At 35.9% G+C, this 25,597-nt stretch carries 24 protein-coding genes, 1 tRNA gene and 1 pseudogene; 25 read left to right on the forward strand and 1 reads right to left on the reverse strand.

Annotation, left to right across the window (positions count from 1 at the left end):
- The 25 genes and pseudogenes from OPR48_RS03415 (at nucleotide 1) to OPR48_RS03535 (ending at nucleotide 23,242) form a co-directional block, all read left to right on the forward strand.
- Entirely contained in the window at nucleotides 1-225 is a 225-nt protein-coding gene (locus OPR48_RS03415) for a gpW family head-tail joining protein (RefSeq protein WP_114517459.1), read from the forward strand.
- Nucleotides 222-926, forward strand: a complete 705-nt coding sequence (locus OPR48_RS03420; protein ID WP_265026571.1) for a glycoside hydrolase family 25 protein — start codon at nucleotides 222-224, stop codon at nucleotides 924-926. Before OPR48_RS03415 ends, OPR48_RS03420 begins: the two co-directional genes overlap by 4 nt.
- Nucleotides 923-2,341 (forward strand): annotated as a pseudogene (locus OPR48_RS03425) (phage portal protein). Before OPR48_RS03420 ends, OPR48_RS03425 begins: the two are co-directional and overlap by 4 nt.
- Nucleotides 2,338-3,384 (forward strand): S49 family peptidase, encoded by a 1,047-nt coding sequence (locus OPR48_RS03430; RefSeq protein WP_265026572.1) that lies wholly within the window; start codon nucleotides 2,338-2,340, stop codon nucleotides 3,382-3,384. Before OPR48_RS03425 ends, OPR48_RS03430 begins: the two are co-directional and overlap by 4 nt.
- Before the next feature lie 77 nt (nucleotides 3,385-3,461).
- On the forward strand, nucleotides 3,462-3,830 hold the full coding sequence (locus OPR48_RS03435; protein WP_077188124.1) for a head decoration protein: 369 nt from the start codon (nucleotides 3,462-3,464) through the stop codon (nucleotides 3,828-3,830).
- Nucleotides 3,831-3,855: 25 nt separating this feature from the next.
- Complete coding sequence (locus tag OPR48_RS03440; protein WP_265026573.1) at nucleotides 3,856-4,860, forward strand: major capsid protein; 1,005 nt, start codon at nucleotides 3,856-3,858, stop codon at nucleotides 4,858-4,860.
- 17 nt (nucleotides 4,861-4,877) lie between these two features.
- Nucleotides 4,878-5,171 (forward strand): head-tail joining protein, encoded by a 294-nt coding sequence (locus OPR48_RS03445; RefSeq protein WP_265026574.1) that lies wholly within the window; start codon nucleotides 4,878-4,880, stop codon nucleotides 5,169-5,171.
- A gap of 19 nt (nucleotides 5,172-5,190) precedes the next feature.
- Entirely contained in the window at nucleotides 5,191-5,676 is a 486-nt protein-coding gene (locus tag OPR48_RS03450) for a phage tail protein (protein WP_370274078.1), read from the forward strand.
- Nucleotides 5,673-6,146, forward strand: coding sequence for a hypothetical protein (locus OPR48_RS03455; protein WP_265026575.1), 474 nt, complete (start codon nucleotides 5,673-5,675; stop codon nucleotides 6,144-6,146). The genes OPR48_RS03450 and OPR48_RS03455 overlap by 4 nt, the downstream gene beginning before the upstream one ends.
- The gene (locus tag OPR48_RS03460) at nucleotides 6,133-6,597 is read left to right on the forward strand and encodes a phage baseplate assembly protein V (RefSeq protein WP_208571542.1); all 465 of its coding nucleotides are present in this window, start codon (nucleotides 6,133-6,135) and stop codon (nucleotides 6,595-6,597) included. The genes OPR48_RS03455 and OPR48_RS03460 overlap by 14 nt, the downstream gene beginning before the upstream one ends.
- A complete protein-coding gene (locus OPR48_RS03465; protein ID WP_213863528.1) occupies nucleotides 6,598-6,852 on the forward strand; it encodes a PAAR domain-containing protein in 255 nt (84 codons plus the stop codon).
- Between the two features lie 2 nt (nucleotides 6,853-6,854).
- Nucleotides 6,855-7,190 (forward strand): GPW/gp25 family protein, encoded by a 336-nt coding sequence (locus tag OPR48_RS03470; protein ID WP_065095147.1) that lies wholly within the window; start codon nucleotides 6,855-6,857, stop codon nucleotides 7,188-7,190.
- Between the two features lie 2 nt (nucleotides 7,191-7,192).
- Entirely contained in the window at nucleotides 7,193-7,993 is an 801-nt protein-coding gene (locus tag OPR48_RS03475) for a baseplate assembly protein (protein WP_265017595.1), read from the forward strand.
- Entirely contained in the window at nucleotides 7,993-9,153 is a 1,161-nt protein-coding gene (locus OPR48_RS03480) for a phage tail protein (RefSeq protein ID WP_265026576.1), read from the forward strand. Before OPR48_RS03475 ends, OPR48_RS03480 begins: the two co-directional genes overlap by 1 nt.
- A gap of 168 nt (nucleotides 9,154-9,321) precedes the next feature.
- On the forward strand, nucleotides 9,322-10,032 hold the full coding sequence (locus tag OPR48_RS03485; RefSeq protein WP_065095389.1) for an ankyrin repeat domain-containing protein: 711 nt from the start codon (nucleotides 9,322-9,324) through the stop codon (nucleotides 10,030-10,032).
- Nucleotides 10,033-10,057: 25 nt separating this feature from the next.
- Entirely contained in the window at nucleotides 10,058-10,519 is a 462-nt protein-coding gene (locus OPR48_RS03490; protein WP_236514967.1) for an ankyrin repeat domain-containing protein, read from the forward strand.
- 290 nt (nucleotides 10,520-10,809) lie between these two features.
- Entirely contained in the window at nucleotides 10,810-12,438 is a 1,629-nt protein-coding gene (locus OPR48_RS03495) for a recombinase family protein (RefSeq protein ID WP_265026577.1), read from the forward strand.
- Between the two features lie 93 nt (nucleotides 12,439-12,531).
- Nucleotides 12,532-12,603: transfer RNA gene (locus OPR48_RS03500), tRNA-Asn, on the forward strand.
- Between the two features lie 33 nt (nucleotides 12,604-12,636).
- A complete protein-coding gene (gpmI, locus tag OPR48_RS03505) occupies nucleotides 12,637-14,133 on the forward strand; it encodes a 2,3-bisphosphoglycerate-independent phosphoglycerate mutase (RefSeq protein ID WP_265026578.1) in 1,497 nt (498 codons plus the stop codon).
- 131 nt (nucleotides 14,134-14,264) lie between these two features.
- Nucleotides 14,265-14,411 carry a hypothetical protein gene (locus tag OPR48_RS03510; protein WP_265026579.1) on the forward strand — a complete coding sequence of 49 codons (147 nt, stop codon included), beginning with the start codon at nucleotides 14,265-14,267 and terminating at the stop codon, nucleotides 14,409-14,411.
- Complete coding sequence (locus OPR48_RS03515) at nucleotides 14,396-15,352, forward strand: IS5 family transposase (RefSeq protein ID WP_265025515.1); 957 nt, start codon at nucleotides 14,396-14,398, stop codon at nucleotides 15,350-15,352. Before OPR48_RS03510 ends, OPR48_RS03515 begins: the two co-directional genes overlap by 16 nt.
- Nucleotides 15,349-15,504: a hypothetical protein gene (locus OPR48_RS03520; protein ID WP_265026581.1), complete on the forward strand. Its 156-nt coding sequence runs from the start codon at nucleotides 15,349-15,351 to the stop codon at nucleotides 15,502-15,504. Before OPR48_RS03515 ends, OPR48_RS03520 begins: the two co-directional genes overlap by 4 nt.
- A 39-nt stretch (nucleotides 15,505-15,543) precedes the next feature.
- Nucleotides 15,544-16,863, forward strand: coding sequence for a tRNA (N6-isopentenyl adenosine(37)-C2)-methylthiotransferase MiaB (miaB, locus tag OPR48_RS03525; protein WP_265026582.1), 1,320 nt, complete (start codon nucleotides 15,544-15,546; stop codon nucleotides 16,861-16,863).
- 328 nt (nucleotides 16,864-17,191) lie between these two features.
- Nucleotides 17,192-20,464: an isoleucine--tRNA ligase gene (gene ileS / locus OPR48_RS03530; protein ID WP_265026583.1), complete on the forward strand. Its 3,273-nt coding sequence runs from the start codon at nucleotides 17,192-17,194 to the stop codon at nucleotides 20,462-20,464.
- Between the two features lie 54 nt (nucleotides 20,465-20,518).
- Nucleotides 20,519-23,242, forward strand: coding sequence for a hypothetical protein (locus OPR48_RS03535; RefSeq protein ID WP_265026584.1), 2,724 nt, complete (start codon nucleotides 20,519-20,521; stop codon nucleotides 23,240-23,242).
- On the opposite strand, the gene pheT is transcribed toward OPR48_RS03535, so the two are convergent.
- The gene (gene pheT / locus OPR48_RS03540; RefSeq protein WP_265026585.1) at nucleotides 23,236-25,575 is read right to left on the reverse strand and encodes a phenylalanine--tRNA ligase subunit beta; all 2,340 of its coding nucleotides are present in this window, start codon (nucleotides 25,573-25,575) and stop codon (nucleotides 23,236-23,238) included. The genes OPR48_RS03535 and pheT overlap by 7 nt on opposite strands.
- Nucleotides 25,576-25,597: the final 22 nt, after the last annotated feature.

Consider the following 25,597-nt stretch of genomic DNA (forward strand, 5'->3'; position numbering starts at 1 on the left):
ATGTATAACGAAGATTATCTAATTCAAGTTGAACAAGCAATAAAGAAGCTTCAGAGTGGCGAAAGAGTGGTATCAATTGCATATGGTGACCATGTGGTGAGATATGCTGAAGTTCAGATAAATGATTTGCTCAGCCTCAGACAACGCATCAAAGGTGAACTAAAGATTGCTGGAATGAAGCCTAAACGAAAGATTATTTTTGCAACAAATAAAGGAGTTATATGAGGGAAAATTTTCTGAGAAAAGTTGTAAAAGAGGAATATTCTGAATTTTTAGAGCAATTAAAAACTTTTATAAAACTATGGGAGAATAGAGAGAGTCCAGTAAATGGAATAATAGATTTGTCACATTGGCAAGAAAATGTGAATTTTAAGCTAGACAAAGAGAATGGTATAGTTGGAGTAATTCACAAGGCAACACAAGGGCTAAAATATGTGGATTCAAAGTATGCGAAGAGAAGAAAGAAAGCTGAAGAAGAAGGATTACTCTGGGGAGCATATCATTTTGGCACAGAAGGAAACGGCAAGAATCAAGCTGATCATTTTCTAAAAACGGTAGGCGAAAGCAAAAATACCATACTTGCGCTGGATATTGAAGAAAACAAAAGTGGCAAAAATATTGCAGTTAAGCAAGCTGAGGAATTTGTAAAGAGAGTTGAAGAAGTAACAGGAAGATTACCCCTAATTTATGGCAGTAGCTATTTTCTTAAGGATTTTGCCACGCCAACTTTGACAAAATGTCCATTATGGATAGCAATCTGGAGAAAAGAGCTCACATTACCAAAAGGCTGGAATGATTGGATTTTATGGCAATATACTGACGGTAAAACAAATCCAGAGCCACATGAAGTAGAAGGAATCGGAAAATGTGACAGAAATAAATTTAACGGAACTTTGAAAAAATTAAGAGAATTTTGGTTAGTATGATGCTGAAAAATTTCAAACAACTATTTAGTAAGCCAAAAATCAAAAGTTCTGCTTGGGATGCGTCAGGCTCAGGAAGAAGAGTGATGTATTGGCAAGGAGAAACAGGAAGCATAAATAATTTACTTTCTCAGAGCCTTGGGCACTTACGTAGCCGCTCTCGGGATGTGGTAAGAAAAAATCCATATGCAGCAAATATCATTGATACAATAGTAAGTAACTCTATTGGAACAGGAATAAAACCACAATCAAAAGCAAGAGATGGAGAATTTCGAAAGAAAGTGCAAGAATTATGGCTAAAATGGACAGATGAAGCAGATAGCTGTGGAATAAGTGATTTTTATGGATTACAAGCTCTAGTATGCAGAAGTATGATAGAGGGAGGAGAATGTTTTGTACGTTTAAGAACGAGAAAGCTGGAAGATAGATTTTCTGTGCCATTACAACTGCAAGTACTTGAGTCTGAACATTTAGATAATAAAACAAATCAAACTTTAGGAAATGGTAATGTAATAAGAAACGGGATTGAGTTTAACAAGCTTGGGCAAAGAGAAGCATATTACCTATTTAAAGAACACCCTGGTGAAGGCTCGTTTGGTGAATCAGTGAGAGTGCCAGCAAATGATGTTTTACATATTTATAGACCATTAAGACCTGGGCAAATCAGAGGGGAGCCTTGGCTTTCTAATATACTGCTGAAGCTTTATGAGCTTGATCAATATGATGATGCAGAGCTGGTGAGAAAGAAAACTGCAGCAATGTTTGCTGGATTTATTACGAGACTCGATCCAGAAGCAAATATCATGGGAGAAGGTGAAGCAAGTGAGCAAGGAGTAGCACTATCTGGCCTGGAACCTGGAACAATGCAGCTTTTAGACCCAGGAGAGGACATAAAATTTTCAGAGCCATCAGATGTTGGAGGAAGTTATGAAGCATTCATGAGACAGCAACTGAGGGCAATAGCAATAGGTACAGGAATAACATATGAGCAGCTAACAGGAGATTTAACAGGTGTTAATTATTCATCCATTCGAGCAGGGCTGATAGAGTTTCGCAGAAGGTGTGCAATGTTACAGCATAACGTGATAGTGTTCCAGTTTTGTAGACCTATTTAGAATAGATGGCTAGAATTAGCAGTGCTTTGTGGAGAACTGAGTATAGATGAAAAAGTAGTAAAAGCAGCGAAAGAAGAAGTAAAATGGATACCACAGGGATTTGATTGGGTGGATCCACTGAAAGATCAGCAAGCACAACAAATGGCAGTAAGAAATGGATTTAAGAGTCGATCGGAAGTAGTATCAGAAATGGGTTACGATGTTGAAGAAATTGACCAAGAAATAGCAGAAGATCAAAGACGTGCAAGCGAACTGGGCTTAAGTTTTGATTCTGAGGTTACTGCAAATCAAGAGGTGATATGAAACAACAATGGCTAAACAGATGTGTAATGGTAGAACCAAGGAGTTTTGAGTTACTGTCACTACAAACAGGAAAGCAGCCTATCTTTAAAAATATAAAACATGCAGTAAGAAATAGTGAAAGAGGAATAATACCGATACATGGCATTTTAACTAAAAAACCTGGTGCATTTGATGAAATGCTCGGAATGACATCATATGAGCAAATAGAAGAACAAATTACACAAGCATTAGCAGATAGTAGCATAGAGACAATTATACTGGAAATAGATAGCCCCGGAGGAGAGGTAAACGGTATATTTGACCTAGCTGACTTTATTTATGAATCAAGAGCAAAAAAGAGGATAATAGCGATAGCAAATGATGATGCGTATTCTGCTGCGTACGCTATAGCCTCTAGCGCTGAAAAGGTATTTGTGAGCAGAACCTCAGGAGTAGGAAGCATAGGGGTAATTGCAAGTCATATAGATCAAAGTGGATTTAATGAAAAATGTGGAATAAAATATACCACAGTATTTGCAGGAAGTAGAAAAAATGATTTAAATCCACATGAGCCAATGACGTCTGAAAGTATGGAAAGCTTACAAAAAGAAGTAGACCGACTATATGAAATGTTTGTGCAGCTAATAGCGAGGAACAGAGGTCTTTCAATTGAAAAGATTCGATCAACGGAGGCAGGGCTATATTTTGGCGAGAGAGCAATAGAAATAGGTCTTGCAGATGGAATTACAATTCTTTCATCTATTAATAAAAACAGGAGTATTACTATGAATGAACAAACTACAACTGACCTAGAAACTGATAATTTAACTAAGTATCGTACTGAAGTTCTTGAATTAATACGTTTATGTAACTTATCACGAATGCCAGAGAAAATAGAAGAATTTATAGAGCAAGGCGTAAGTATTGAGCAAGCCAGGGAAGTTTTAATGGAATTACTTGCAGAGAGAACGAAAAAGACAGAGATACTGAGTGCAATACCGCAGAATTCAGGAGAAGAGTTGATGATGGAGGTAGCAAGGACTAGAGCGCAATCAAGTATTTAAGTTTTTTTATAACCGCCGCGTACAACAATTACAAACATGGCGGTAAAACTAAAGGGGAAAATAAATGAGGAAATTTTATGAGTTGTATAATCGAACAAAATAATCTAGGTGACTTATTAAAGTATGAGGCATCAAGTCTATATTCAAGAGACCAAATAACGGTAGCCAAGGGACAAAATCTTAAACTTGGTACAGTTGTTGGTAGTGATAAGGATAACATGATTAAGATAATAAATCCAACTGCAACAGATGGTACACAAACAGCAATAGGTGCGATAGTAAGTGATGTAAATGCGACAGAAAATGCCAAAGCAGTAATCATTACACGTATAGCAATGCTAGCAGATCATGCAATTGTGTGGCCAACAGGTATCACTGAAGAGCAAAAAGCTGCAGCAATAAAGCAACTTGAAGGACGAGGGATCATTGTCCGCAAGGGAGTGTAACTTAAATTAATAAGGGGGAAAAAGAATGCAAAATCCATTTACGAATACAGCATTTAGCATGACGGCACTAACAAATGCGATGAATATATTGCCGATAAATTATGGACGTGTTGAAAATTTAAATTTGTTTCCAAGTAGGTCAGTAAGATTTAGACATATTACGATAGAAGAACACAACGGAGTGTTAAGTTTACTACCAACGCAAGTACCCGGAGCACCAGCAACAGTAGGAAAAAGAGGAAAAAGAAAGATAAGAACATTTACGATTCCGCACATTCTGCATGATGATGTAGTGCTGCCAGAAGAAGTACAAGGAATAAGGGCATTTGGATCAGAGAGTGAACTTAAAGCGCTTGCAGATGTAATAACTGATCATTTGCAGCTAATGAGAAACAAACATGCAATAACATTAGAGCATTTGCGAATGGGAACGCTCAAAGGAATAATTTTAGATGCTGATGGGTCAGAATTATTAAATCTGTACAACGAATTTGAAATAACACCAAAAGTAGTAAATTTTGCCCTTGGAACAGCAACAACTGACGTAAAACGTAAGTGTCTGGAAGTACTCCGGCACATAGAAGATAATCTAAGTGGTGAATATATGACTGGAATTCATGCCTTGGTAAGCCCTGAGTTTTTTGATGCATTAACTTCTCATGCTAAAGTAAAAGAAGCATATGAAAGATGGCAAGAAGGAGCAGCACTTCGAAATGATATGAGGTCAGGATTTACGTTCTGTGGCATAACATTTGAGGAATATAGAGGGCAAGCAACTGACCCTGAAGGAACCGTAAGAAGATTTATTGAGAAAGATACAGGGCACTGTTTTCCAGTAGGAACAGCAAGCACATTTACAACATATTTTGCACCAGCAGATTTTAATGAAACAGTGAATACTCTTGGACAGCCACTCTATGCAAAACAAGAGCCAAGAAGATTTGATAGAGGAACTGATTTACATACGCAGTCGAATCCATTGCCAATGTGCCATCGTCCGGGAGTTTTGGTAAAAATTAGTTCTAGTTGATGAATATAGGAAAATTATTGGAAGATTGTTTTGAGCATTTAGGAGTGGAAGCCACATATTGTAATAAAAATAAGGAGGGCATTCGTAGAATAAAAGTGCTAATTAAACGTCCTGAGACTACGTACTCTCTAGGTGCAGATGGAGCATTAACTCAGCAAATTGCTTCTATAGAAATACGTGATCAGGACGTTACTTCCTTTAGCATAGGTGATTATATCAAGATTGAAAAAAGGTTCTACAAGATTTTTGAACCACCGTTAAAAGATTCTTCGAGTGAAATATGGAAAATTGAGGCAATAGAAAGTGTTTGATATTAAAATTAGTAACAATATTAATGAAATAGTCTACAATATTGACGAAAAAGAGCAGAAAGTAAAACTGGCAGCTATAAAAGCACTAAATAGAACAGCACTATGGTTAAAAGCGCAAGCAGCTAAGGAAATCAGTGAGGAAAAGAAGATAAAATTAAGTTTGATAAGAAAGAGATTAAGAATTTTTAAAGCAAAAACAAGCAGATTAGAAGTGTTAATTAGAGCAAATCTCTACGACATTAGAGCATCGACAATTGGCAAAATACAAAAAACAAGAAGAGGATCGAAAGTAGGAAAGCATGAGTTTATAGGAGGATTTGCAGCAGTTATGCCAAAAGGAAATAGCGGTATGTTTAAACGTGAAGGAAGAGCAGCATTGCCAATAAAGGAAGTTAAATTGTCACTCGAACCTGAGGCTTCAAGGATAATAGGGAATCTTGTTAATTATGAGGTTGAGGAAGTGTTTGAAAAGTTCTTTGAACGTGATATTACAAGAAATATATGAATTTTAAAGATTTGCATAACGCAATCTGCACTACGCTGAAGAAAGAAATACCAGCAATTCAAACTTGTGAAATTTATCCATCGATAAGGAAAGAATTATTAGCGCCAGCGTTATTTGTAGAGCTTGTGAGTTTAGAATCGGGAAAAGATCCAAGAACAGAAGAATTAGCACTGAAAGCAAGATTTGAAGCACGAATTGTGATTGATAGCACAATAGAAAATGCAGCTATTATTGTCAGAACATTAGCTGCTGAGGTGGCAAAAGTTGTAAACAAAAATACATGGAATATAAAAAATGTTTCACCAGGAGAATTTATCTCTGCAGAAATTGACGGATTTAGACCCGAATTAGATGCATATTTGGTGTGGATGGTTGATTGGAGTCATCAGCTTCATTTAGGTAAATCGATATGGACAGAAAATAAGATTAAGCCACATACGATTATAATAGAAGAAAATGTTAGAGAGTAATTTTGCTATTTCAGAGCTGCAAAGAAAGTTAGCAAACATTGTACGAATAGGAGTTGTAAAAGAAGTAGATTATGAGAAAGCAAAAGTAAGAGTGAAGATAGGAGAACTTTTAACAGATTTTCTTCCATGGATAACTTCTAGAGCAGGAGAGGAAAGAAGCTGGCTACCACCAAGCATAAATGAACAGGTAGTAATATTGTCACCATTGGGAGAGTTATCATTAGGAGTAGTACTAGCTGGAATATATCAACAGAAGTATGCTGCACCAGAGAATAAAAAAGAAATAAATAGTGTGAAGTTTCAGGATGGAACAAGATTGTTATATGATAAAGAGAAGCATCATTTAGAGATTGAAGTAGTAGACAAAATAACACTGAAAGCTGGGGAATCGAGCATAGAGATGACGAAGAGCGAAATAAAACTGAAAGCAGATAGAATAAACCTTAATTAAATGAATAAATCGGTTGTACGAGTAGGAGATTATTGTGTAGAAGTAACACCGCATTTTTGCATTAGTGGGAGTAACAATGTTTTTGTAAATGGTAAGCCAATGTGCAGACAAGGAGAAAGTTTTAGTGAAGGAGAAGTAATGGTTCAAGGATCAAAAACAGTGTTTGCAAATGGGTTTGGAGCGGGAAGAGTAGGAGATATAGTTTCATGTGGGTTTAAAGTAATAAAAGGCAGTGAAAACGTGTTTGCAGGCTAAAAATGAAAGGGATGGACTCCAAAACAGGAAAAGAATTAGAAGGAATAGAACATCTGAAACAATCAATAATTGATATACTGACCACTCCTATTAACAGTAGAATAATGAGGAGAGATTATGGGTCAAGACTATTTGAATTAGTAGATAAGCCAATAAATAGAGATTTAACTTTGGAAATCTATTCAGCAGTAGCAGAAGCTCTACAAAGGTGGGAGGAAAGATTTAAGCTAGAAAAAGTAAAAATGACAGAGGTGAAAGAAGGAAAAGTAACGCTTGATCTAGAAGGATTATACTTACCAAGCGGGAAAAACATTCATTTTGATGAAATTGTAGTTTAAAGATGAAGCAGCTAAATATTGTAGAAAAGCTGAGTTATGAAGAAATCTTTTCGAGAATGAAAGAAGAGTTAGTCCGTAGAGATGAAACCTTTTCAGGATTAGTAGAATCGGATCCAGCAATGAAGGTATTAGAAGTAGCAGCATGGAGAGAGTTGTTACTCAGACAAAGGATAAACGAAGCTGTAAAGGGTAATTTACTAAAATTTGCAACGGGAGAAGATCTTGATAATTTAGCTGAGTTTTATGGAGTGGAGAGGCAAAAAGAAGAAGATGATGAACGATTTAGAAAAAGAATTAAAGCAAAGATAGTAGGCTCAAGCACGTGTGGAAGCAAGGAGTATTATAGGTATCATGCACTGTCGGCAGATAGTAGAGTAAAAGATGCATTAGTAGAATCACCTATACCAGGAAAAGTACAAATTTCAATCTTATCAACACAATTATCCACAACTGGCATATTGTCAGAAGAGCTACTAGAAATTGTAAAAAAGCAGGTTACTAGAGATGATATAAGGGTTTTAACAGATACAGTAACAGTAGTTGGTTGCAATATTACGGAAATAGATATTCACAGCAGAATGAGCATAAGTCCTGTGATATCGAAGGAGGAAATCAAGAAGCAGTTCATTAAGAAGTTTGAAGCAAATAGAAGGCTGGGATGGAGTGTGACAAGATCATGGATAATAGCGAATCTATTTGTAGAGGGTGTAGAAAATGTGGAATTAATCGAGCCAAAAGAAGATGTTGTAGTGCTAGGAAATGAATGTGCAAATTTGCGAAATTTAAAGATTGAGTTGAATTAATGTTACTGCCACCAAATGCAACAAAACAGGAAAAAGCGCTAGTAGATGCGATAGATTATAAAGTAGATCCAAGCTGTATCAGGGGATTTAAGTTTAGATTGGAAGAAGAAACATTGCCGTGGATAATAGAAGAATATGGTTTAGAAGAAATACTACGCTGGGTAAAAGATAAAAGAAGAGCCATAGTAGAAGGAGTAAAATTTCAAAGACTGCGAGGAACACCTAAATCACTTAAAATAGCACTCAAGTGGGCAAATATAGAAGACATTACAATCATCGAAGAACCACCCGGTAAACACTTTTTTGAGTTGCAAGTAGGGATAAAAGAGGTACCAAATGACTTCTTCGTAGATGCAGTAGTAGAGCTGGCAAAACTATCACTGCCTGTAAGATCCAGATTGATGAGGATTTTTAACGATTATTATAATGCGCAGAGATTTATATTGGATGAGAGTTTATTTGGAGATCTTCTTTCTGATTATTCAGGGGTAAAAATAGAAAAAGATGGACCAGTGTTATCATTTGGAAGAGTAAATTTTTTCAGGTCTAGTGGTCCAGTTATTAGGATTATAGAAAACTATCTACGCGATCATTATGAACGAGCTTTAAGCAATGATATATATCGCCTAGATGTAGCAATCCTTGGAGAAACCGAGCCTCACACAAAGAATTATAACGGTATTTATGAAAGAAATCATTTGTGGTACAACTTAAAAGCACTATATCCATTACCACAGAGTTTATTACCATCGATTAAATTTGCAAAAGTGCAGATAGTATTATCAGACAGTTGGGATTTAGGAGACATAAATACGTGCTTTCCAGTTAGTAGCGTAGAAGAAAGAGGAAATAAATTTGTATTGGGAAGCGATAAACTTTCAGGGCAATATTGGAACTTAAAACACAAGCCAATTTTAGAAAGATTTAGCGTTACTCACAACTATAAAGTAGAAAATTATACAGATCAGAAGGTCAGAAAATATGTTTTAGCAGAACACAACGTTTACTATAAAAATGATTTGGATTCAGAGCAAAAAGACTCAATACACGAATTAGAAAAGCACATTTTAGTATTTTACCCGGGAGTACTGAAGTGGCATGAACATCGACATTTGCACAGAAGTTGGAAAGATAGTCGAATAATATCTCTAATAAGTTAAGTACTTATATTTAGATACTCATATATTATATTAACAATAGGTAAAAGTGTATGAAATAAAAAGAAAAAGACTTGCTTTCTCATGCTAAAAAGGACATGACTTGAATAGCAGCAGGTAAATATAAGAAATTTGTCTGGTGCTAGAAAAGCTAATTTTGTGAGGTATGAAATGAGTTTTAGCAAGAGTAAGTTTTTTAAAGAAGTATCAAGTAACGGATTTAAAGACATTAATAAAAGAAATGAAGAAGGAGAGACGATCTTGCATCAAGCAGTAGAAATCTCTGATTACAAAACAGTGAGATTATTAATAAAAAAAGGAGCAGAGGTAAATGCAAGAGATAAAAATGGTTATACACCTCTACACTGTGCAGTATTCGCAAAGAGTTTAGAAAATGTAAAAGTGCTGCTAAGGTCGGGAGCAGAAGTAAATGCCACTCAATATGTCACTGGATGTACGCCACTCCACTCTGCGTGCAAGATGGGAGGAGCAGGAGTTGAAATAATAAAAGAGCTGGTAAAGGCTGGAGCTGAAGTTAATCAACTGAATAAGTACGGCGCAACGCCAATGTATTACATCTGGGAAAGTGAAAAGTATCGTCTATGTGATAGCAAAGAGAGTGAAAAGGCGAGTAAATTTTTGAGAGAAAAAGGAGGAATAACAAAAAGTAGAGAACTGACGTGCTATGGAATAGAGGGGCTAGTGGGAGAAATAGCAGACATGTTGAATGGAAGCTACATGCCGGAGCTAAAAATAATAGAGATAGGAGAAATAAGGAAGAGAGACAAATCGCTAATAAAGAAAGAATGTCAAAATTTAGCAAGCAAGATAATCAGCCAAGTGAATGCAATGATAGATGAGGTGGTAAAAAGAAAGGCTTAGGTTTAAAGAAAAGGTGGGGTAAGTTATGGTAAAGCTGGGTAAAAAAGATAAGTCACTATTAGAGAACTCGTTTAAAAATATTTATGAAAGAGACGAAAAAGGAAGAACAGCTCTACATTATGCAGTAGAGGTAAAAACAGTGAGGTTATTAATCGAAAAAGGAGTAGATGTGAATGCAGCAGATGTAAGAGGACATACAGCACTGCATCTAGCGATAACGGAGAAACGTCTAGAAACAGTTAGAGAATTGATAAAATCAGGAGGGAATGTAAATGCTGAAGAGTATGGCAATAAATGCACTCCGCTGCATCTTGCATGTATGGTAGGAGAAAAAGAAATAGTGGAGGAGCTAGTAAAAGCAGGGGCTGAAATAGAGCAAGCAGATAAATTTGGAATAACAGCGATGGATTATGCGAAAAATAGCAAAGAAATAGCCGAGGTATTAAAGAAAGAAACAGAGAAAATGGAAAGTTTGTTAAAAAAATAAGAGTCGTATCAGAAAGCGCAACAGTAGTTGGCAAAGGAAGGGCTAGACCAAATTTGAAGGCTGTAGCTGATAAAAGTTGGTCTTTTTCATAAGAGTAAATGGATTGATGGAAAAAAGGAGTGGTAAGGCTCCTTGCACTACAAAAACATTTGCAGGAGAAACTATGAGAAAAAGAACATTAACTTGCCGATACGAGCCAGATGAATTAGCGGAACAACATCTAGCAGACGCTTATGAGCTGTTACTAAGGTATGCGGTAAAAAGAAACAATGAAAAGGAGATAAAGAAAAATGATAACAGTGGACTTATATGCAAGAGTTTCATCGAAGAGTCAAGCGCAGAACAATACAATAGAGAGTCAAATTGCCGAGCTCAAGCATAGAATTGCTGCAGATAAGCATGAGTTATTGAATGAGTATGAATTTAAGGATGATGGGCTTAGTGGGTGGAGTTTAGAACGTGAAGGTTTAGATGCATTACGTGATAAAGTAGGAGAAGATCAAATTGATAAAATTTATATTCATTCACCTGACCGACTATCAAGAAAATCTGCACATCAAATGATACTACTTGATGAATTTGAAAAAGCAGGAGTAGAAGTAATATTCTTAAATCATAAGACTGAAAATAATCCAGAGTCTAAATTGTTATTGGGAATGCAAGGATTAGTGGCAGAATATGAGTGTACAAAGATTATGGAACGTAGTCGTAGGGGAAAACTCCATAGAGCAAAAAAAGGCTGTGTAAGTGTAATTGGCATTGCACCTTTTGGTTATAATCGTATAAAGCATGTAGATAGAGAAAAGACAAAGTTTGAAATAAATGAAGAGGAAGCAAAAATAGTAAAGCAGATATTCATGTGGGTAGGGCAAGAGAGAATAAGTATAAGGGAAGTGATACGTAGACTAAGAGATAAGTCAATTAGAACAAGAACTGGAAAGAAGGTGTGGTGTCCAATAATAATTTGGAAGGTATTAAGAAATCCAGCATATAAAGGACAAGCAGCGTTTGGTAAATTAAAGAGGGTTGAAAGAAGAGAAAGAAATAAACAAAAGGTTTCTATCTGTCGCACAGATGAGGACAGCTGGATTTATATACCAGTACCAAAAATAGTTGATGAAGGGTTATTTAATAAAGTACAAAAGCAACTGGATGAAAATAGAAAAAGAGCAAGGATGCAGAGAGAGGGAGGAAAAAAGAAATATCTATTACAAGGTCTAGTTGTGTGTCAAAACTGTGGATATGCGTATAGTGGTGCACAATGTGGAGTTGAAGGAAAAAAGTTTAGCTATTATCGCTGTAGTAGTACTATACGTATTACTGATGGTAGGGAGAAGTGTACTAATAAATTGGTCCGTACAGATATGTTAGAAACAGCTATATGGGAAAAGGTGAAAAATTTACTAAAAAACCCAGAGATAATAAAAAATGAGTATCACCGTAGAATTGCAGAAAATAAAAATGATGAATCATCAGATAAGAAGTTTGCAAGAAGGGAAAATCAAATAAAACAAGGCATCGAAAAGTTAATGGAAGACTATTATAGTCAAGAAAATGTAGGAGATAAAGGATATATAAGTGAGGAAGAATTTAAACAGACGATGAAAGGAATGAGGGAACGCTTAAGAGGGATAGAAGAAGAGAAGAAAAAGGTAGTTGATCAAAAAGCAATAGAGAAGGGAATGAACCTTATCATCAACAGTATAAAGAGTCTTTATTCCAGTGTAAAATCTAATTTGGAACAGCTAGATTGGCAAACTAAGCGTGGCATCATTAAAGCATTAGTAGAACGAATTCAGATTGGTTATGACCAGGTAGAAGTGGCGTTTAGAATCGAAGAACCAGCACAGGATGGAGAGATTTTTAATTTGCAACATTGTACTGGACGTCATGATAAGGGGGCTGGCGAAGGGTGTTAAGTAAGTTTTTGTTTCTATGACCAGTTGGACTCAAAGTCTACACAAAAAACGTTTACAACCAATGTTCAACGTGATAAATTAAAGACGGTTTATTCCTCGGTAGCTCAGTGGTAGAGCAGTTGGCTGTTAACCAATTGGTCGCTGGTTCGAATCCGGCCCGGGGAGCTCTTCTCTGTTAAATTCTAGTGTTAATCTTATATGGGCATTAAATCAGTCGTTTTATGTATACTAGATGGCTGGGGAAATGGAGTAGAAAGCAGTAAATACAATGCTATCAGCAACGCAAATCCACCCTGCTGGCAATATATTAGCTCTAATTATCCAAAATGCAGTTTATCCGCCTGTGGAGCTGATGTTGGGTTACCTGGTGGTCAAATAGGTAATTCAGAAGTTGGCCATATGAATATTGGCAGTGGTAGAGTAGTAATGCAAAGCCTTCAGCGCATTAATCAAGAGATTGGAACAATAGAAAATAATACAAATCTACAAAATTTTATTAGTAATCTAAAAAGTAAGAATGGCATATGCCATATAATGGGGTTGATATCAGATGGTGGTGTTCATTCGCATCAAAAGCATATTGGAGCTTTAGCAAATAAAATATCACAGCATGGAATCAAAGTGGTGATACATGCATTTTTAGATGGCAGAGACACATTGCCGAATTCAGGAAAAAAATGCATTCAAGAATTTACAAAGAGTATAAAGGGAAATGACACAAGAATTGCTACTGTTTCTGGGCGTTACTATGCTATGGACCGTGATAACAGGTGGGAGAGAACAATTGAAGCTTATGAGGCTATCGCATTTGCAAAGGCACCTCGTCATGATAATGCAGTATCGTTGATTGATGAAAATTATCAAAATAACATAACTGATGAGTTTATAAAACCCGCAGTAATAGGTGATTATCAAGGTATAAAACCAGAAGATGGAGTGTTACTGGCTAACTTTCGTGCTGATCGAATGATACAATTAGCAAGTATTTTGCTAGGCAAAACAGACTATATTGAGGTAGCAAAATTCTCTTCAATTCTAAGTATGATGAAGTATAAAGAAGATCTCAAAATTCCTTATATTTTTCCTCCTACTTCTTTCGTTGATACTCTAGGACAAACAATAGAAGACAACAAATTACGACAATTACGCATTGCCGAAACCGAGAAATACGCTCATGTGACTTTCTTTTTCAATTGTGGAAAAGAAGAACCTTTCCTTGGTGAAGAAAGAATACTCATTCCCTCACCAAAAGTTCAAACTTATGATTTGCAGCCCGAAATGTCAGCCTCCGAGCTCACAGAAAAGCTTGTAGAAAAAATTCACTCCCAAGAATTCGCACTGATAGTTGTAAATTACGCTAATCCTGATATGGTAGGGCATACAGGTAATATAAAAGCAGCCGAGAAAGCTGTGCTAGCTGTAGATGATTGTCTTGCAAAAGTGCTGAGTGCTGTTAAAAAGTCAAGCAACACCGCATTAATTGTTACTGCAGACCATGGTAATGTGGAATGTATGTTCGATGAAGAAAATAATACACCTCATACAGCACACACTCTAAATAAAGTGCCATTTATTGTGTCTTGCAATAATCTAAAACTAAGAGACGGAAGGTTATCTGATATTGCCCCTACTATTTTACAGCTACTTGGAATTAAAAAACCTGATGAAATGACAGGCAGTTCGTTGATTGTGTAATGTATCCGTTCAGCAGAGTGGCAAAATAGGTAGACAAGATAAACCAAAAAATCAAGAAAAAGTGAGTTTACAAGTTTACAACAAATGGTGTCATGCAAGTAGCTGACACATAACTGTACGAACATTACAATTTGAGCCTACCAGAAGAATGTCATCCCAGTGCCCAGACACTGGGATGGCTTTGTTGCATAGCAACCGAAAAAATCTGGTGGCTACTGACAAAATTCATTATAAATAACCATTTAACTGTTGAAGAAAAAATATGCCACAGAAAATGAAAGTCAGTAACCAAAATGAATATAACAAATTTCTCCAGGAAAGAGGAAATATTTTTCATTATATCAATGAAGCCATAGAAAATTGGTATGAAAATAGTCCAAAAATGCAAGGCGGCAACTATATTTACAGTGATAAAGTTGTGATTTTGGTGCATATAATTGTCAATCTTTTTAGAATTGGTTTAAGACAAACGGTGGGGTTTATAAAAGGATATATGCAACAAATAGGAAGAGATTTAGCAGTTATCAGCTATTCACAAGCATCAAGAAGGTTTAAGAAACTTAATATTAAGATCAATGATTGCAGAATTGATAAAAATAATATGGAAGACATCGAAATTGCTATAGATAGTACAGGTATCAGCATTTACAACAATACCCCTGGTCACAGCAAGGAAAATAGCGCTAACAGAAAATATCGTGGCTATGAACAGACAAGAAAATTGCATGTAATGTTGAATATAAACAGCAAAAAAGCCATAGCTGTAAAATACAGTAACGGTGTCTACTCTGATCACTATGGAGCTTGCGATTTGCTTAAAGAAGTTAATTTTCAGCATATCATAAAAGCACTATATGCAGATAGGGCATATGATAGGCACAAGTTTTACAAATTGTGTCACGAATATGATATAAAGGCAAAAATTCCACCAATAAACAATGCGGCAGAACATCCAGAAATAGATTATATGTCTGACAGAAATGCTGCTATTAGGTTAATAAAGTTATACGGTGAAGATGGCGTGAAAGAATGGAAAAAAGAAGTAAATTATGGGAAAAGATCTTATATTGAAGGGTTTTTCTCAAGATTAAAGCAAATATTTGGATTCAGCTTTAGGAATAAATCCGAAGTAAATCGCGAAAAAGAATTGCTGATTAAGTGCTATTTGCTTAATCAATTTACTGAAATTGGTATGGCTAAATTTGAAATGGCTACATGATATTTATCGTAAATTACTACCAGTATAAGGTGCGATGCAACAAAGCCCACTGGGATCCAGTTTTTCGTATAATTTTGTCAAAATCTATTGTGCTAGCAAGTTTACTAGCGTCACGCGCTGGGGTGTGCGTGTTTATTCTGTTAGACATTTAATGTGATTGTATGTAGGGTTTTGAAAAAGATATACCAAATATGAAAGGCCTATACATCAAAACTTACGGCTGTCAGATGAACGTTTATGACTCCGTTTTAATGGAGAATATAGTTAAGCCTCTAGGGTTCAACGTTGTTAGTGATGCAGAACAAGCTGATTTGGTGATATTGAATACTTGCCATATTAGAGAGAAGGCAGCAGAAAAGCTTTACTCAGAGCTTGGAAGGATTCATTCATCAAGAAAAGAAATGACTATAGTGGTGGCTGGATGTGTAGCGCAAGCAGAGGGAGAAGAAGTGTTCAGAAGAGCCCCATTTGTGGATATTGTTGTTGGTCCGCAAAGCATTGCCGCTTTACCAGAACTGATAGTCAAAGCAAGCAGAAGTAAAGGTCATGTAATAAATACTGATTTTCCGGAAGTTGCAAAGTTTGATAAATTGCCAGATGAATGTTACGGCAATAGCCAAGGATCTTCTGCGTTTCTTTCCATACAAGAAGGTTGTGATAAGTTTTGTACATTTTGTGTAGTGCCCTACACTCGTGGAGCTGAGTACTCACGACCAGTAAATGAAATATTTCGCGAAGTATTGAAATTAGTTGCAAATGGGGCAAATGAGATCAATTTGCTTGGTCAGAACGTCAATGCTTACCATGGGGAATGCGAAGGGGAAGTGTGGGATTTAGGAAAATTAATTAGTCATATTGCTAAAATTGAAAAGCTAGAGAGGATTCGTTATACAACTTCTCATCCAAGAGATATGCATGAATCTCTCTACTTGGCACATGCGGAAGAGTCAAAACTCATGCCGTTTGTTCACCTGCCTGTGCAGTCAGGTTCGAATAAAATATTGCGCGTGATGAACAGGAAACACACTGCAGAGGAGTATTTGGAAATAATAGACAGATTTCGCAAATTGAAACCTGAAATCGAATTTTCTTCTGATTTTATCGTTGGTTTTCCTGGAGAAACCGAAAAAGATTTTGAAGAAACTATGAAATTAGTAGAAAAAGTTAGATATGCTCAGGCTTATAGTTTTAAATACAGCCCAAGACCAGGCACACCAGGAGCAGAAAGAAAAGATCAAGTGCCAGAAGAGGTTAAAACAGAGCGCCTTCTTCGTTTACAGAAATTAATTAGTGAACAGCAACTTGAGTTTAACCAGAGTATGGTAGGCAAAACTATACCTGTTCTATTTAGCGATAAAAAAGGCAAACACCAAAACCAAATTATTGGTAAAAGCCCATATATGCAATCAGTATGCATTGATGATCCTGAAGGGAAGTATAGAGATAAAATAGTAAATGTGAAGGTATTGGAAGCTCGGCAGAATAGTTTGTTGGGGTGTGGTGCAGGATAGCTCTGTTGGACATCCGTCAGAGAATTATTTTGATTGAGAGAAAGTACCCCTATAGAATAAGATAGAAGTACTTCACGTAGTTTATTTCAAGTTTATCAACTATAGCTAAAGTAATTTAGGCTTACCGACAACCGTCATCCCGCTACTTGTTAGCGGGATCTAGAGATACCGTGACGATATGACGGTTAAGCTGAGATACCGCGAATGAATCGCGGTATGACGTGGGATTGTGTTAGCTATAGGGTGTGGGGTGCAGGAATAAGTTTGTTTCTTTTTGCATTTGTAATTTTCTAGAAAGCCCTATATTCTTTGGCTTTATCCGGTCAAAATGAACATGAAGCATTATCCTGATACAGTAAGTAGTCCTGATTTTTCGTCGTTAGAAAAAGAAATCATAAAATTTTGGCAGGAAAACAAAGTTTTTGAGCGGTCAGTTGAGAAACGTTCTAAGGATAATTGTTTTGTCTTTTATGATGGCCCTCCATTTGCAAATGGCCTTCCGCATTATGGGCATTTACTCACTGGTTTCATCAAAGACGCATTTGCAAGATATCAAACTATGCTGCAAAAAAGGGTCGAACGTAGATTTGGCTGGGATTGCCATGGATTGCCGGCTGAGATGGGTGCGGAAAAGGAACTTGGAATATCTGGTAGAACTGAAATAGAAAAATTCGGCATTGAAAAATTCAATAACCATTGCCGTACTTCTGTAATGAAATTTTCATCAGAATGGGAAAAGTATGTAAATAGGCAAGCAAGGTGGGTAGACTTTCACAATGACTATAAGACTATGGATAAATCATTTATGGAGTCGGTCATGTGGGCATTTAAACAGCTTTATGATAAGGGTCTGGTGTATGAATCAGTGCGCGTTGTTCCATATAGCTGGGCGTGCGAAACTCCATTATCCAATTTTGAAACAAGGCTTGATAACGCATATAGAGAAAAGACTAGCAAAGCTGTAACTGTTGCATTTGAGCTTTTAGAAAACCCACAGCAGTTTAAAAATGTATGTAAATTACTTGCTTGGACTACAACTCCTTGGACGTTGCCGAGCAACTTGGCTTTGGCGATAGGGAAAGATATTGAGTATTGTGCAGTATTAGTCAATGGTGAAATCCACATCTTCGCTGAAAGCTACCTAGAGAAATTTATCAGCCACTCTGAACAAAACAATATTCCATATGAAAACTGCAATATAAAACTTGAAGCAAATGATCTTGTAGGTCTTTCTTATAAACCACTATTTGATTACTTTAAAGATACGAAAAATGCATTCCGCGTTTTCATCGCTGATTATGTTACAGGAGAAGATGGTACTGGCGTTGTGCATACTGCTCCTGGATTTGGTGAGGAAGATTTTTACCTTTGCCAAAGCCATGATATTCCAGTTATTTGTCCAATTGATAACAGTGGAAAATTTACTGCTGAAGTTTCAGATTTGGCAGGGGTTCATGTTTTTGATACCAATGATACAGTAATAAAAAAATTAAAAGGGCAGGGAAGTTGGTTTAAGACTGAGCAATATATTCACAATTATCCACACTGCTGGAGAACTGACACTCCTTTGATCTATCGCACTATGCCTTCTTGGTACGTTGCCGTTACAAAATTCAAAAGCAGAATGGTAGAGCTAAATAAGAGAGTTAATTGGATACCAAACCACATTAGAGATGGTCAATTTGGAAAATGGCTTGAAGGGGCACACGATTGGTCAATTTCACGCAATCGATTCTGGGGTACGCCAATCCCTGTATGGAAATCAGATGATACAAAATATCCAAGGGTAGATGTATATGGTTCAATAGAAGAACTGGAGAGAGATTTTAATGTTAAAATAGACGACTTGCACAGACCATTTATCGATACTTTAACAAGACCAAATCCTGATGACCCAACAGGAAAATCGATTATGCGTCGTGTGCCTGACGTATTTGACTGTTGGTTTGAATCTGGCTCGATGCCATTTGCGCAAGTCCACTATCCGTTTGAAAATAAGGAATGGTTTGAGAATAACTTTCCTGCGGATTTTATTACCGAGTACATAGCACAAACCAGAGGTTGGTTCTATACACTTTTTGTATTGTCTACTGCTTTGTTTGACAGTGAACCGTTTAAGAATTGCATATGCCATGGTGTTGTTTTGGATGTAAAAGGGCAAAAATTGTCCAAACGTTTGAATAACTATGCAGATCCAATGGAGGTTTTTGATAGATACGGTTCTGATGCACTGCGTTTTCTTATGCTTTCTGGATCTGTTGTTTGTGGTGGTAATTTGCTACTCGATAAAGAAGGAAACTCAATACGAGATGTTCTGAAAAACGTAATAAAACCTATTTGGAACAGTTATCACTTTTTTACTATGTATGCAAATGCAGATGGAATTAAAGCTGAAGTTTGTAAGGATTATCACAGTACTATTGATTGCTACATGATTTCCAAATGTTTTGAAGCTGTAGAAAGTATCCAAGCTTCTATGAACAGCTATAACTCCCAAGAGGCTTGCAAAATTTTGATGAACTTTTTTGAAGTGCTGAATAATTGGTATATTCGTCGCAGTCGCGAGCGTTTTTGGAAAAGTGATTTGGATCAGGATAAAACTGATGCTTATAATGTTCTATATACGGTTTTTTATTACATACTAAGAGCTGCAGCTCCTTTATTGCCACTTATAACAGAGACTATATGGCAAGGGCTTAAGTATAAAGAAACATCTGTTCATTTGGCTGATTTTCCACAATTAGAGAAGTTTGATAATGAGCTCATTGCTAAAATGGATTTGGTAAGAGAAATATGCAACTCTGCGCTCTCTATTAGAAACACTTTTAACATACGTATCAGACAACCACTTAGTAGTATGACGATTTATCATCAGTCTTCCTGCGGTTTTCTTGACGATACACAACCCTCTGTCATTCCAGAGCTCTCTCCAGTCATCCAAGTAGCTGACACTGGGATCCAGAAAGAAAAGAAATGGTTAAGTGCTGGAATGACACCAAGCATGAATGAATATCAAGAGATGATAAAAGACGAGGTAAATGTAAAAGAATTAGAAATAGTAGGTGAGTTGAAAGAAGTTGCATCACTAGAACTGAAACTAAATTTTCCTATGCTTGGAAAGAGAGTTCCAGGCAAAATTAAGAAACTAGTTCAATATGTCAAAGAGGGAAAATGGAAGCAAGTTGAAAATGAGCAAGTTTTTTTAGGTAATGAGTCAGAAAATTACATCATAGAAAAAGGCGAATATGAACTATTGTTAAAAGCAAATAGTGGATATTCTGCTGTGTTTGATAACAACAAAGGAGTTGTCATTCTAAATACTGAACTAAATGATGAATTAATTCTAGAAGGGTTAGCGAGAGATGTCGTGAGGCTCATTCAAGAAACCAGAAAACAAGCTGATTTTCATATATCAGATAGAATCAGAGTAATAATCAAAACAGAGGATGAGGAAATTAAGAAAGCAATAAATACATGGGGTGAATACATAAAAGAGCAGACTCTTTCCTTATCTTTAGAAATTAATACAGAAATTGGAACTAACTTTTATTCTAAGGAATATCAGGATTTAAGTGTTGATATTAAGTTAGATTGTCAGTAGTTGAAAATCGTCAGTGTTTGTGCTATACTTAAAGTACTTGGATAAGGTTATGGTATGAATGCTGTTGCAGATGATTATGAAGAAGTTGTTAACAATAGTGGTGATTTAGGTAAAGTAGAATCTACTTCCAATGTTACTTTGGAAGAGGAAGAAGAGTTTTTTGATGCTTTAGAGGAACAAGATTGGTCAACTAATATTAATATTCTGCGAGAATCTGCTCGCATTCCGAAAGAACAAGAAGAATTTTTTGATAGTGTAGCTGCTGGTTTTGACGTTCCACTCAGTATATTTCATTATAAAGATTATAACTCTGATTTTTTTACTTCTTGGTATAATATATCAAGTAGGATATTTAAAGAGATAAACCAAGCTTGTCCGGAAAAACAAGCGTTGAATTTAGCACTATCGGTTTTAATGTTTCCTTATATAGTTTTTACTGCGTTAGGATTAGCCGTATATAATAAATTAAAAACAAATGATAAGACACAAATCAGTTCAGGAGAGAATAAAACAAAAAAAAGTGAAGTAAGTGAAAGTACAGCAAAAAGATTGGCATATGGTGTTCTTGCTTCAATCGCGGTTCTTGTTAGTATACCTATACTTCTACTCTTGCTTATTCCTGCAACACCTGCCTTAGCTACTTTTTATCTTTTAAATAGAAAGTTATCTCATTCTTTGATTGCTGTTCTGAAAGTGAGTAGTGGGTTATGTCAAAATGAACACCAAAATATTGAGGTATCTTTTCGTGAAATAGATGCTGGTAAATCAGACATTCAGTGGGATATGGAAGTTAAGTTTCCACCGCAATTTGAACAATTACTTAGAGATTTATACGAAGATAAAGATGGTAGTTGGTTTAATGTTGCACGTGATTCAGAACATAATACCATACTGAAATTGTCAGCTAATATCCACTTAAAAAATGGTCTTAAGCCTTTGCGTAATGAAATCAAGAATGTGCTTGCAACTTCGATTCAAGAGTTTGCGAAGACTATGGAAGAGCTGATGAAGCTAGAAAAGAAAGATATTACATATGATAAGCTGAAGGAATTGTTGAACGAATTCAGAGTGGAAGTAGTAAATAGTATAGGTCCTAAATTGACAAGTCACTTAATATACAACGCCTATCAAGTTGCCTTTATACAAGCAATTAAATTTGCACAAAAAAGAAAAGAAGGTTTTTCATTAGAAAACGTGCTAAGAGATATATTAGTGAAACAAGAGTTGGAGAGCCAAGGTAAGGAATTGCCAAGTGAAAAAGAAATGATAATAAAAGATCTAAAAAAAGCAGGAGCAAAAGTACCAGATGTTTTAGAAGATAAGGCGCTTCTTATGTTTAGAGCGAAATGGAGGCAGCTTATACAAGAAAAGAAGATAGCTAAGAGAACAATAATTGATGTTTATAGGGATATGTACCATCAAACAACAGAGGAAGCTCTGGGTAGTGCGGAAGAAAAAATTAAACATTTAAAAGAAAAAGGTCAAGAGAGATACAACAGGATATGTGAAGAACTAAAAGAGGTGCATAAAAATAGGAAAAACGGTAGCTTAACAGATGGTGCATTAAAAAGAAAATTAGAAGATCTTTTTAAATTCGAATATGATGATCAAGAGGTTGAGAAAAGGCTAATAGAATCGAGAATAAGGACTATTCAAACTCTACTGAATAAATCAGATAACAAAATAAAGCAATCTTTAGCAGAAGATCTTAGTGAATTAAATGAAACAAAGACTTCGGATAAAGTGAATGACTTTATAGAAAAGATGTATTTAGAAATAACGAAATGTGAAACGCAAAGTTTGTTTAAAGGCCAAGCAAAGGGTATAGAGGATTCATGTGAGTTATTAAAGGAAGAGGCACCAGATCTAGTGAAAGAGATTAATTCACATCGAATGAGAATTGAAAAATACTTGGAAAGACCTGAACAACCTATACTGTTAAGAAAAATAATAGAAGGAAATAAGGATTTAAATAAATACTTAAAAGATGAGCAAAATAGCAAGGGAAAAGAACATCCAAATACAAAGTTAATAGAGATGCACTTGGAAAATAACCAAGAAATTCTGGAAGCATTAGAACAATTAGAGTTAAAAAAAGAAAGATTATTGATAAATGAAAAAGCAACAAATGATTACAGAGAAGAACTAGAATCTCGTGAAAAAATAAAATTTGCAGTAATAGAAGATAAGTTGTTGGAGGTGCTTAAGCAAGAAACTTTTAATGAAAAAGAAATCAAGAAATTATTCGAGAAAGCAGAACTTGAGTACTGTTTAGCAGAAAGATGCATCAAATATCCTGTAATTAAAACAAAAGATAATATCAAACATTTTAGTCAAAATTTATTGTCTCCTTTGATAGATAGGTTGGTGGAAAATATAATAAATAATGTGCCAAAAAATGATAAGAGTTCACTTTTGCAACCTGTGAAATCTTTTTGGACATGTTGGGGGTATATTAAAACAGGCCTTGTCGTTGCAATACATGGGGATGAGAGTACAGAAGGAAAAGCGTTAGATGTAGCACACACCTCTTATAAGGAAGTGGAGACATTTCTTCAACATTTCGAGTCAAGTTATGAGAAAGCTGGGGCTTTTTTAGGTGATTTATTTTCTGATGAAGGAGAAACATTTAAAAATGATGTATGGCCTAAGATAAAAGATCATTTGTATGGAATGTGGGATAGATTTTTTAAGGATATTGAATTCAAGGTTGGAAGTAGATTAGATGAGGTAAGCTTGGCACAGCCAAAGCAGGAAACTATGATTGTGGCTCAATGATGAGTTCTCAAAGTTCCTCTGGTATTTTCATATACTAAATTAACTATAGCACTTGATTCTTTTTGGATCTCTTTTTCAGTTAAAGTGTGGATTGGAGAGCAGAAAGTAACTGACAATGCTATAGACATCTTATTCGGTTCTATATTATTTCCATGGTATACGTCAAATACTAAAACTTCTGTGATGAGCTCTGAGCTTTTTTTTACCACATTGATTATGTTACCTACTTTCACATCCTTATTTACAATAAATGCAAAATCACGTTTTACACTTTGGTATTTATAGTCGATAAATTTCTTTCTACTTACAGGTAAATTTTCAATATTTTCTAGTATTACCTCAAAACCTACAACTTTTTGCTTGATATCAAAAAAATCCAGTATACTCGGATGCAGTTCTCCAAAATAATCTGCTACTTTATTCTTAAAAGAGAGAGTGCCTGACTTTCTTGGGTGGTAATATTCTTTTTCTGCTCTTTCTATCGTTAAATTATCACAATTGACGTTAAAAAACTCCAAAGCTGCTATGCAATCAGCCTTTGCGTCAAAAACATCTACTTTCCTATCAGTATTATAATGGTTTCTCGGCAAATTATTTCCTGTTCTTATTCCACTTAAAACATGTTTAGACTGAGCTCCACCATCGTAAATCGGCCCAATTTCGAAGATTGCAAGATCAGATATTCCATGGGCAATATTATCAGCAGTGACTTGCAATAAATTTGGTATGATACTTGGTCTCATTATATTGAAGTTGTTATTAAATGGGTTATCGATGATAAATAACTTATTCGAGTAACCAAATTTTTCAGCTGTTGATTCACTCATAAACGACCAGGTTAGCACTTCATGAAACCCTCTGTTTGTCATCAAAATACGCAAATTGTCGTATGTACTATCTACTTCTTCAACATTATTTGGTAGTGGTTCTTCTTTTATTTTGTCATAGCCGTATATCCTTGTTACTTCTTCAATTAGGTCAGCAGGTATTGTCACGTCCGATCTCCAGCTTGGTACTTGTACATTCCAACTGCCTTCGGTTTTTTTATCAATACTAAACCCTAGTTTCGTTAAGATATCGAACACTTCATCAGGCGATACAGACACACTTCCAAACTTGTTCACATCCTGATAGTCAAAGCTCACCTTGGTGTCAGTCCTATCTAAGCTGCCAGCAGACACTACGCTTGAGGTTTCTCCACCACATAAGTCCAAAATCATTTTAGCTGCAAGATTGAGTCCCTCAAGGGTAAATCCAGGATCAACTGAACGTGCAAATCTGTAACTAGCGTCTGTGGAGATATTCATCTGCCTTGCAGATTTAGCGATAGATATAGGGTCAAACCAAGCAGACTCTAAAAAGATATCAGTAGTTTCAAGAGTACATTCACTGCACTTACCACCCATAATTCCAGCAATTGCATGAATATTTTTATCACCTGCAATAACGCTTGTGTCCGTGTTTAATAAGTATTCTTTACCGTTCAAACCAGCAAATTTTTCTCCGTCGTTTGCTTTGCGTACTGTGAGCTCTCCTTCTATTTTTTTTGCATCATACGCGTGCATTGGGCGGCTGAAAGATATCATAATATAGTTCGTGATATCAACTATTGCAGAAATGGAGCGCATTCCTATCGATTCCAGCCTATCTTTTAACCATTTTGGGCTTTCTTGATTTTTTACATTGGCGATGTATATTCCACTAATAAAACTTTCCCCGTCAGTAACTTCAACATCGATTGGTGAATTTATGGAGCTGGTAAGTTGTGGAATGCTTAAAGTCTTTAATGTCCCAATTCCAGTTGCAGCAAGGTCGCGAGCTATTCCATAAATGCCTAAGCAATCTCCACGGTTTGGAGTAACATTTATATCAATTACAGGGTCACAATTGAAAAATTTATCCCCTACTTTATAATCATCGGAAAGCTCGATTATTCCTTCACTTTCCTCTTGAACCAGCGCAAGTTCAGAAGCAGAGCAGAGCATCCCTTCACTTAGCACTCCTCGTATTTTTGTGGGCTTGATTGTGAAATCACTTTCTGGCAATGTGCTACCAAGAGATGCAAGCACAGTTTTCATACCTTCTCTAACATTGTTTGCTCCGCAAACTATTTGTAGAATTTTACTCCCATCATTTACTTTACATAATTTTAATTTATCAGCATTTGGATGCTGTATCACCTCTAATACTTCTGCAACAACAAACCCAGCTAATTTGGCATTATCAATAATATCTTCTACTTCTAACCCTATATGAGTTAATTTATCGATAATTTCTTCTAAACTAGCATTGGTTTCTAAATACTCCAGTAACCAAGATAACGTGAATTTCATCGATCTAACAAGAAACAAAAAA

The sequence above is a fragment of the Wolbachia endosymbiont (group A) of Bibio marci genome (genome assembly GCF_947251645.1).
Taxonomy (GTDB): domain Bacteria; phylum Pseudomonadota; class Alphaproteobacteria; order Rickettsiales; family Anaplasmataceae; genus Wolbachia.

Coding starts and splice junctions, on each gene's coding strand:
- OPR48_RS03535 (WP_265026584.1), top strand. CDS start 20,519: ATGAATGCTGTTGCAGATGATTATGAAGAAGTTGTTAACAATAGTGGT.
- OPR48_RS03460 (WP_208571542.1), top strand. CDS start 6,133: ATGTTAGAGAGTAATTTTGCTATTTCAGAGCTGCAAAGAAAGTTAGCA.
- OPR48_RS03515 (WP_265025515.1), top strand. CDS start 14,396: ATGCCACAGAAAATGAAAGTCAGTAACCAAAATGAATATAACAAATTT.
- gpmI (WP_265026578.1), top strand. CDS start 12,637: ATGGGCATTAAATCAGTCGTTTTATGTATACTAGATGGCTGGGGAAAT.
- OPR48_RS03455 (WP_265026575.1), top strand. CDS start 5,673: ATGAATTTTAAAGATTTGCATAACGCAATCTGCACTACGCTGAAGAAA.
- OPR48_RS03465 (WP_213863528.1), top strand. CDS start 6,598: ATGAATAAATCGGTTGTACGAGTAGGAGATTATTGTGTAGAAGTAACA.
- OPR48_RS03420 (WP_265026571.1), top strand. CDS start 222: ATGAGGGAAAATTTTCTGAGAAAAGTTGTAAAAGAGGAATATTCTGAA.
- OPR48_RS03490 (WP_236514967.1), top strand. CDS start 10,058: ATGGTAAAGCTGGGTAAAAAAGATAAGTCACTATTAGAGAACTCGTTT.
- OPR48_RS03495 (WP_265026577.1), top strand. CDS start 10,810: ATGATAACAGTGGACTTATATGCAAGAGTTTCATCGAAGAGTCAAGCG.
- OPR48_RS03480 (WP_265026576.1), top strand. CDS start 7,993: ATGTTACTGCCACCAAATGCAACAAAACAGGAAAAAGCGCTAGTAGAT.
- OPR48_RS03440 (WP_265026573.1), top strand. CDS start 3,856: ATGCAAAATCCATTTACGAATACAGCATTTAGCATGACGGCACTAACA.
- pheT (WP_265026585.1), bottom strand. CDS start 25,575: ATGAAATTCACGTTATCTTGGTTACTGGAGTATTTAGAAACCAATGCT.
- miaB (WP_265026582.1), top strand. CDS start 15,544: ATGAAAGGCCTATACATCAAAACTTACGGCTGTCAGATGAACGTTTAT.
- OPR48_RS03430 (WP_265026572.1), top strand. CDS start 2,338: ATGAAACAACAATGGCTAAACAGATGTGTAATGGTAGAACCAAGGAGT.
- OPR48_RS03435 (WP_077188124.1), top strand. CDS start 3,462: ATGAGTTGTATAATCGAACAAAATAATCTAGGTGACTTATTAAAGTAT.
- OPR48_RS03475 (WP_265017595.1), top strand. CDS start 7,193: ATGAAGCAGCTAAATATTGTAGAAAAGCTGAGTTATGAAGAAATCTTT.
- OPR48_RS03470 (WP_065095147.1), top strand. CDS start 6,855: ATGAAAGGGATGGACTCCAAAACAGGAAAAGAATTAGAAGGAATAGAA.
- OPR48_RS03520 (WP_265026581.1), top strand. CDS start 15,349: ATGATATTTATCGTAAATTACTACCAGTATAAGGTGCGATGCAACAAA.
- OPR48_RS03485 (WP_065095389.1), top strand. CDS start 9,322: ATGAGTTTTAGCAAGAGTAAGTTTTTTAAAGAAGTATCAAGTAACGGA.
- ileS (WP_265026583.1), top strand. CDS start 17,192: ATGAACATGAAGCATTATCCTGATACAGTAAGTAGTCCTGATTTTTCG.
- OPR48_RS03415 (WP_114517459.1), top strand. CDS start 1: ATGTATAACGAAGATTATCTAATTCAAGTTGAACAAGCAATAAAGAAG.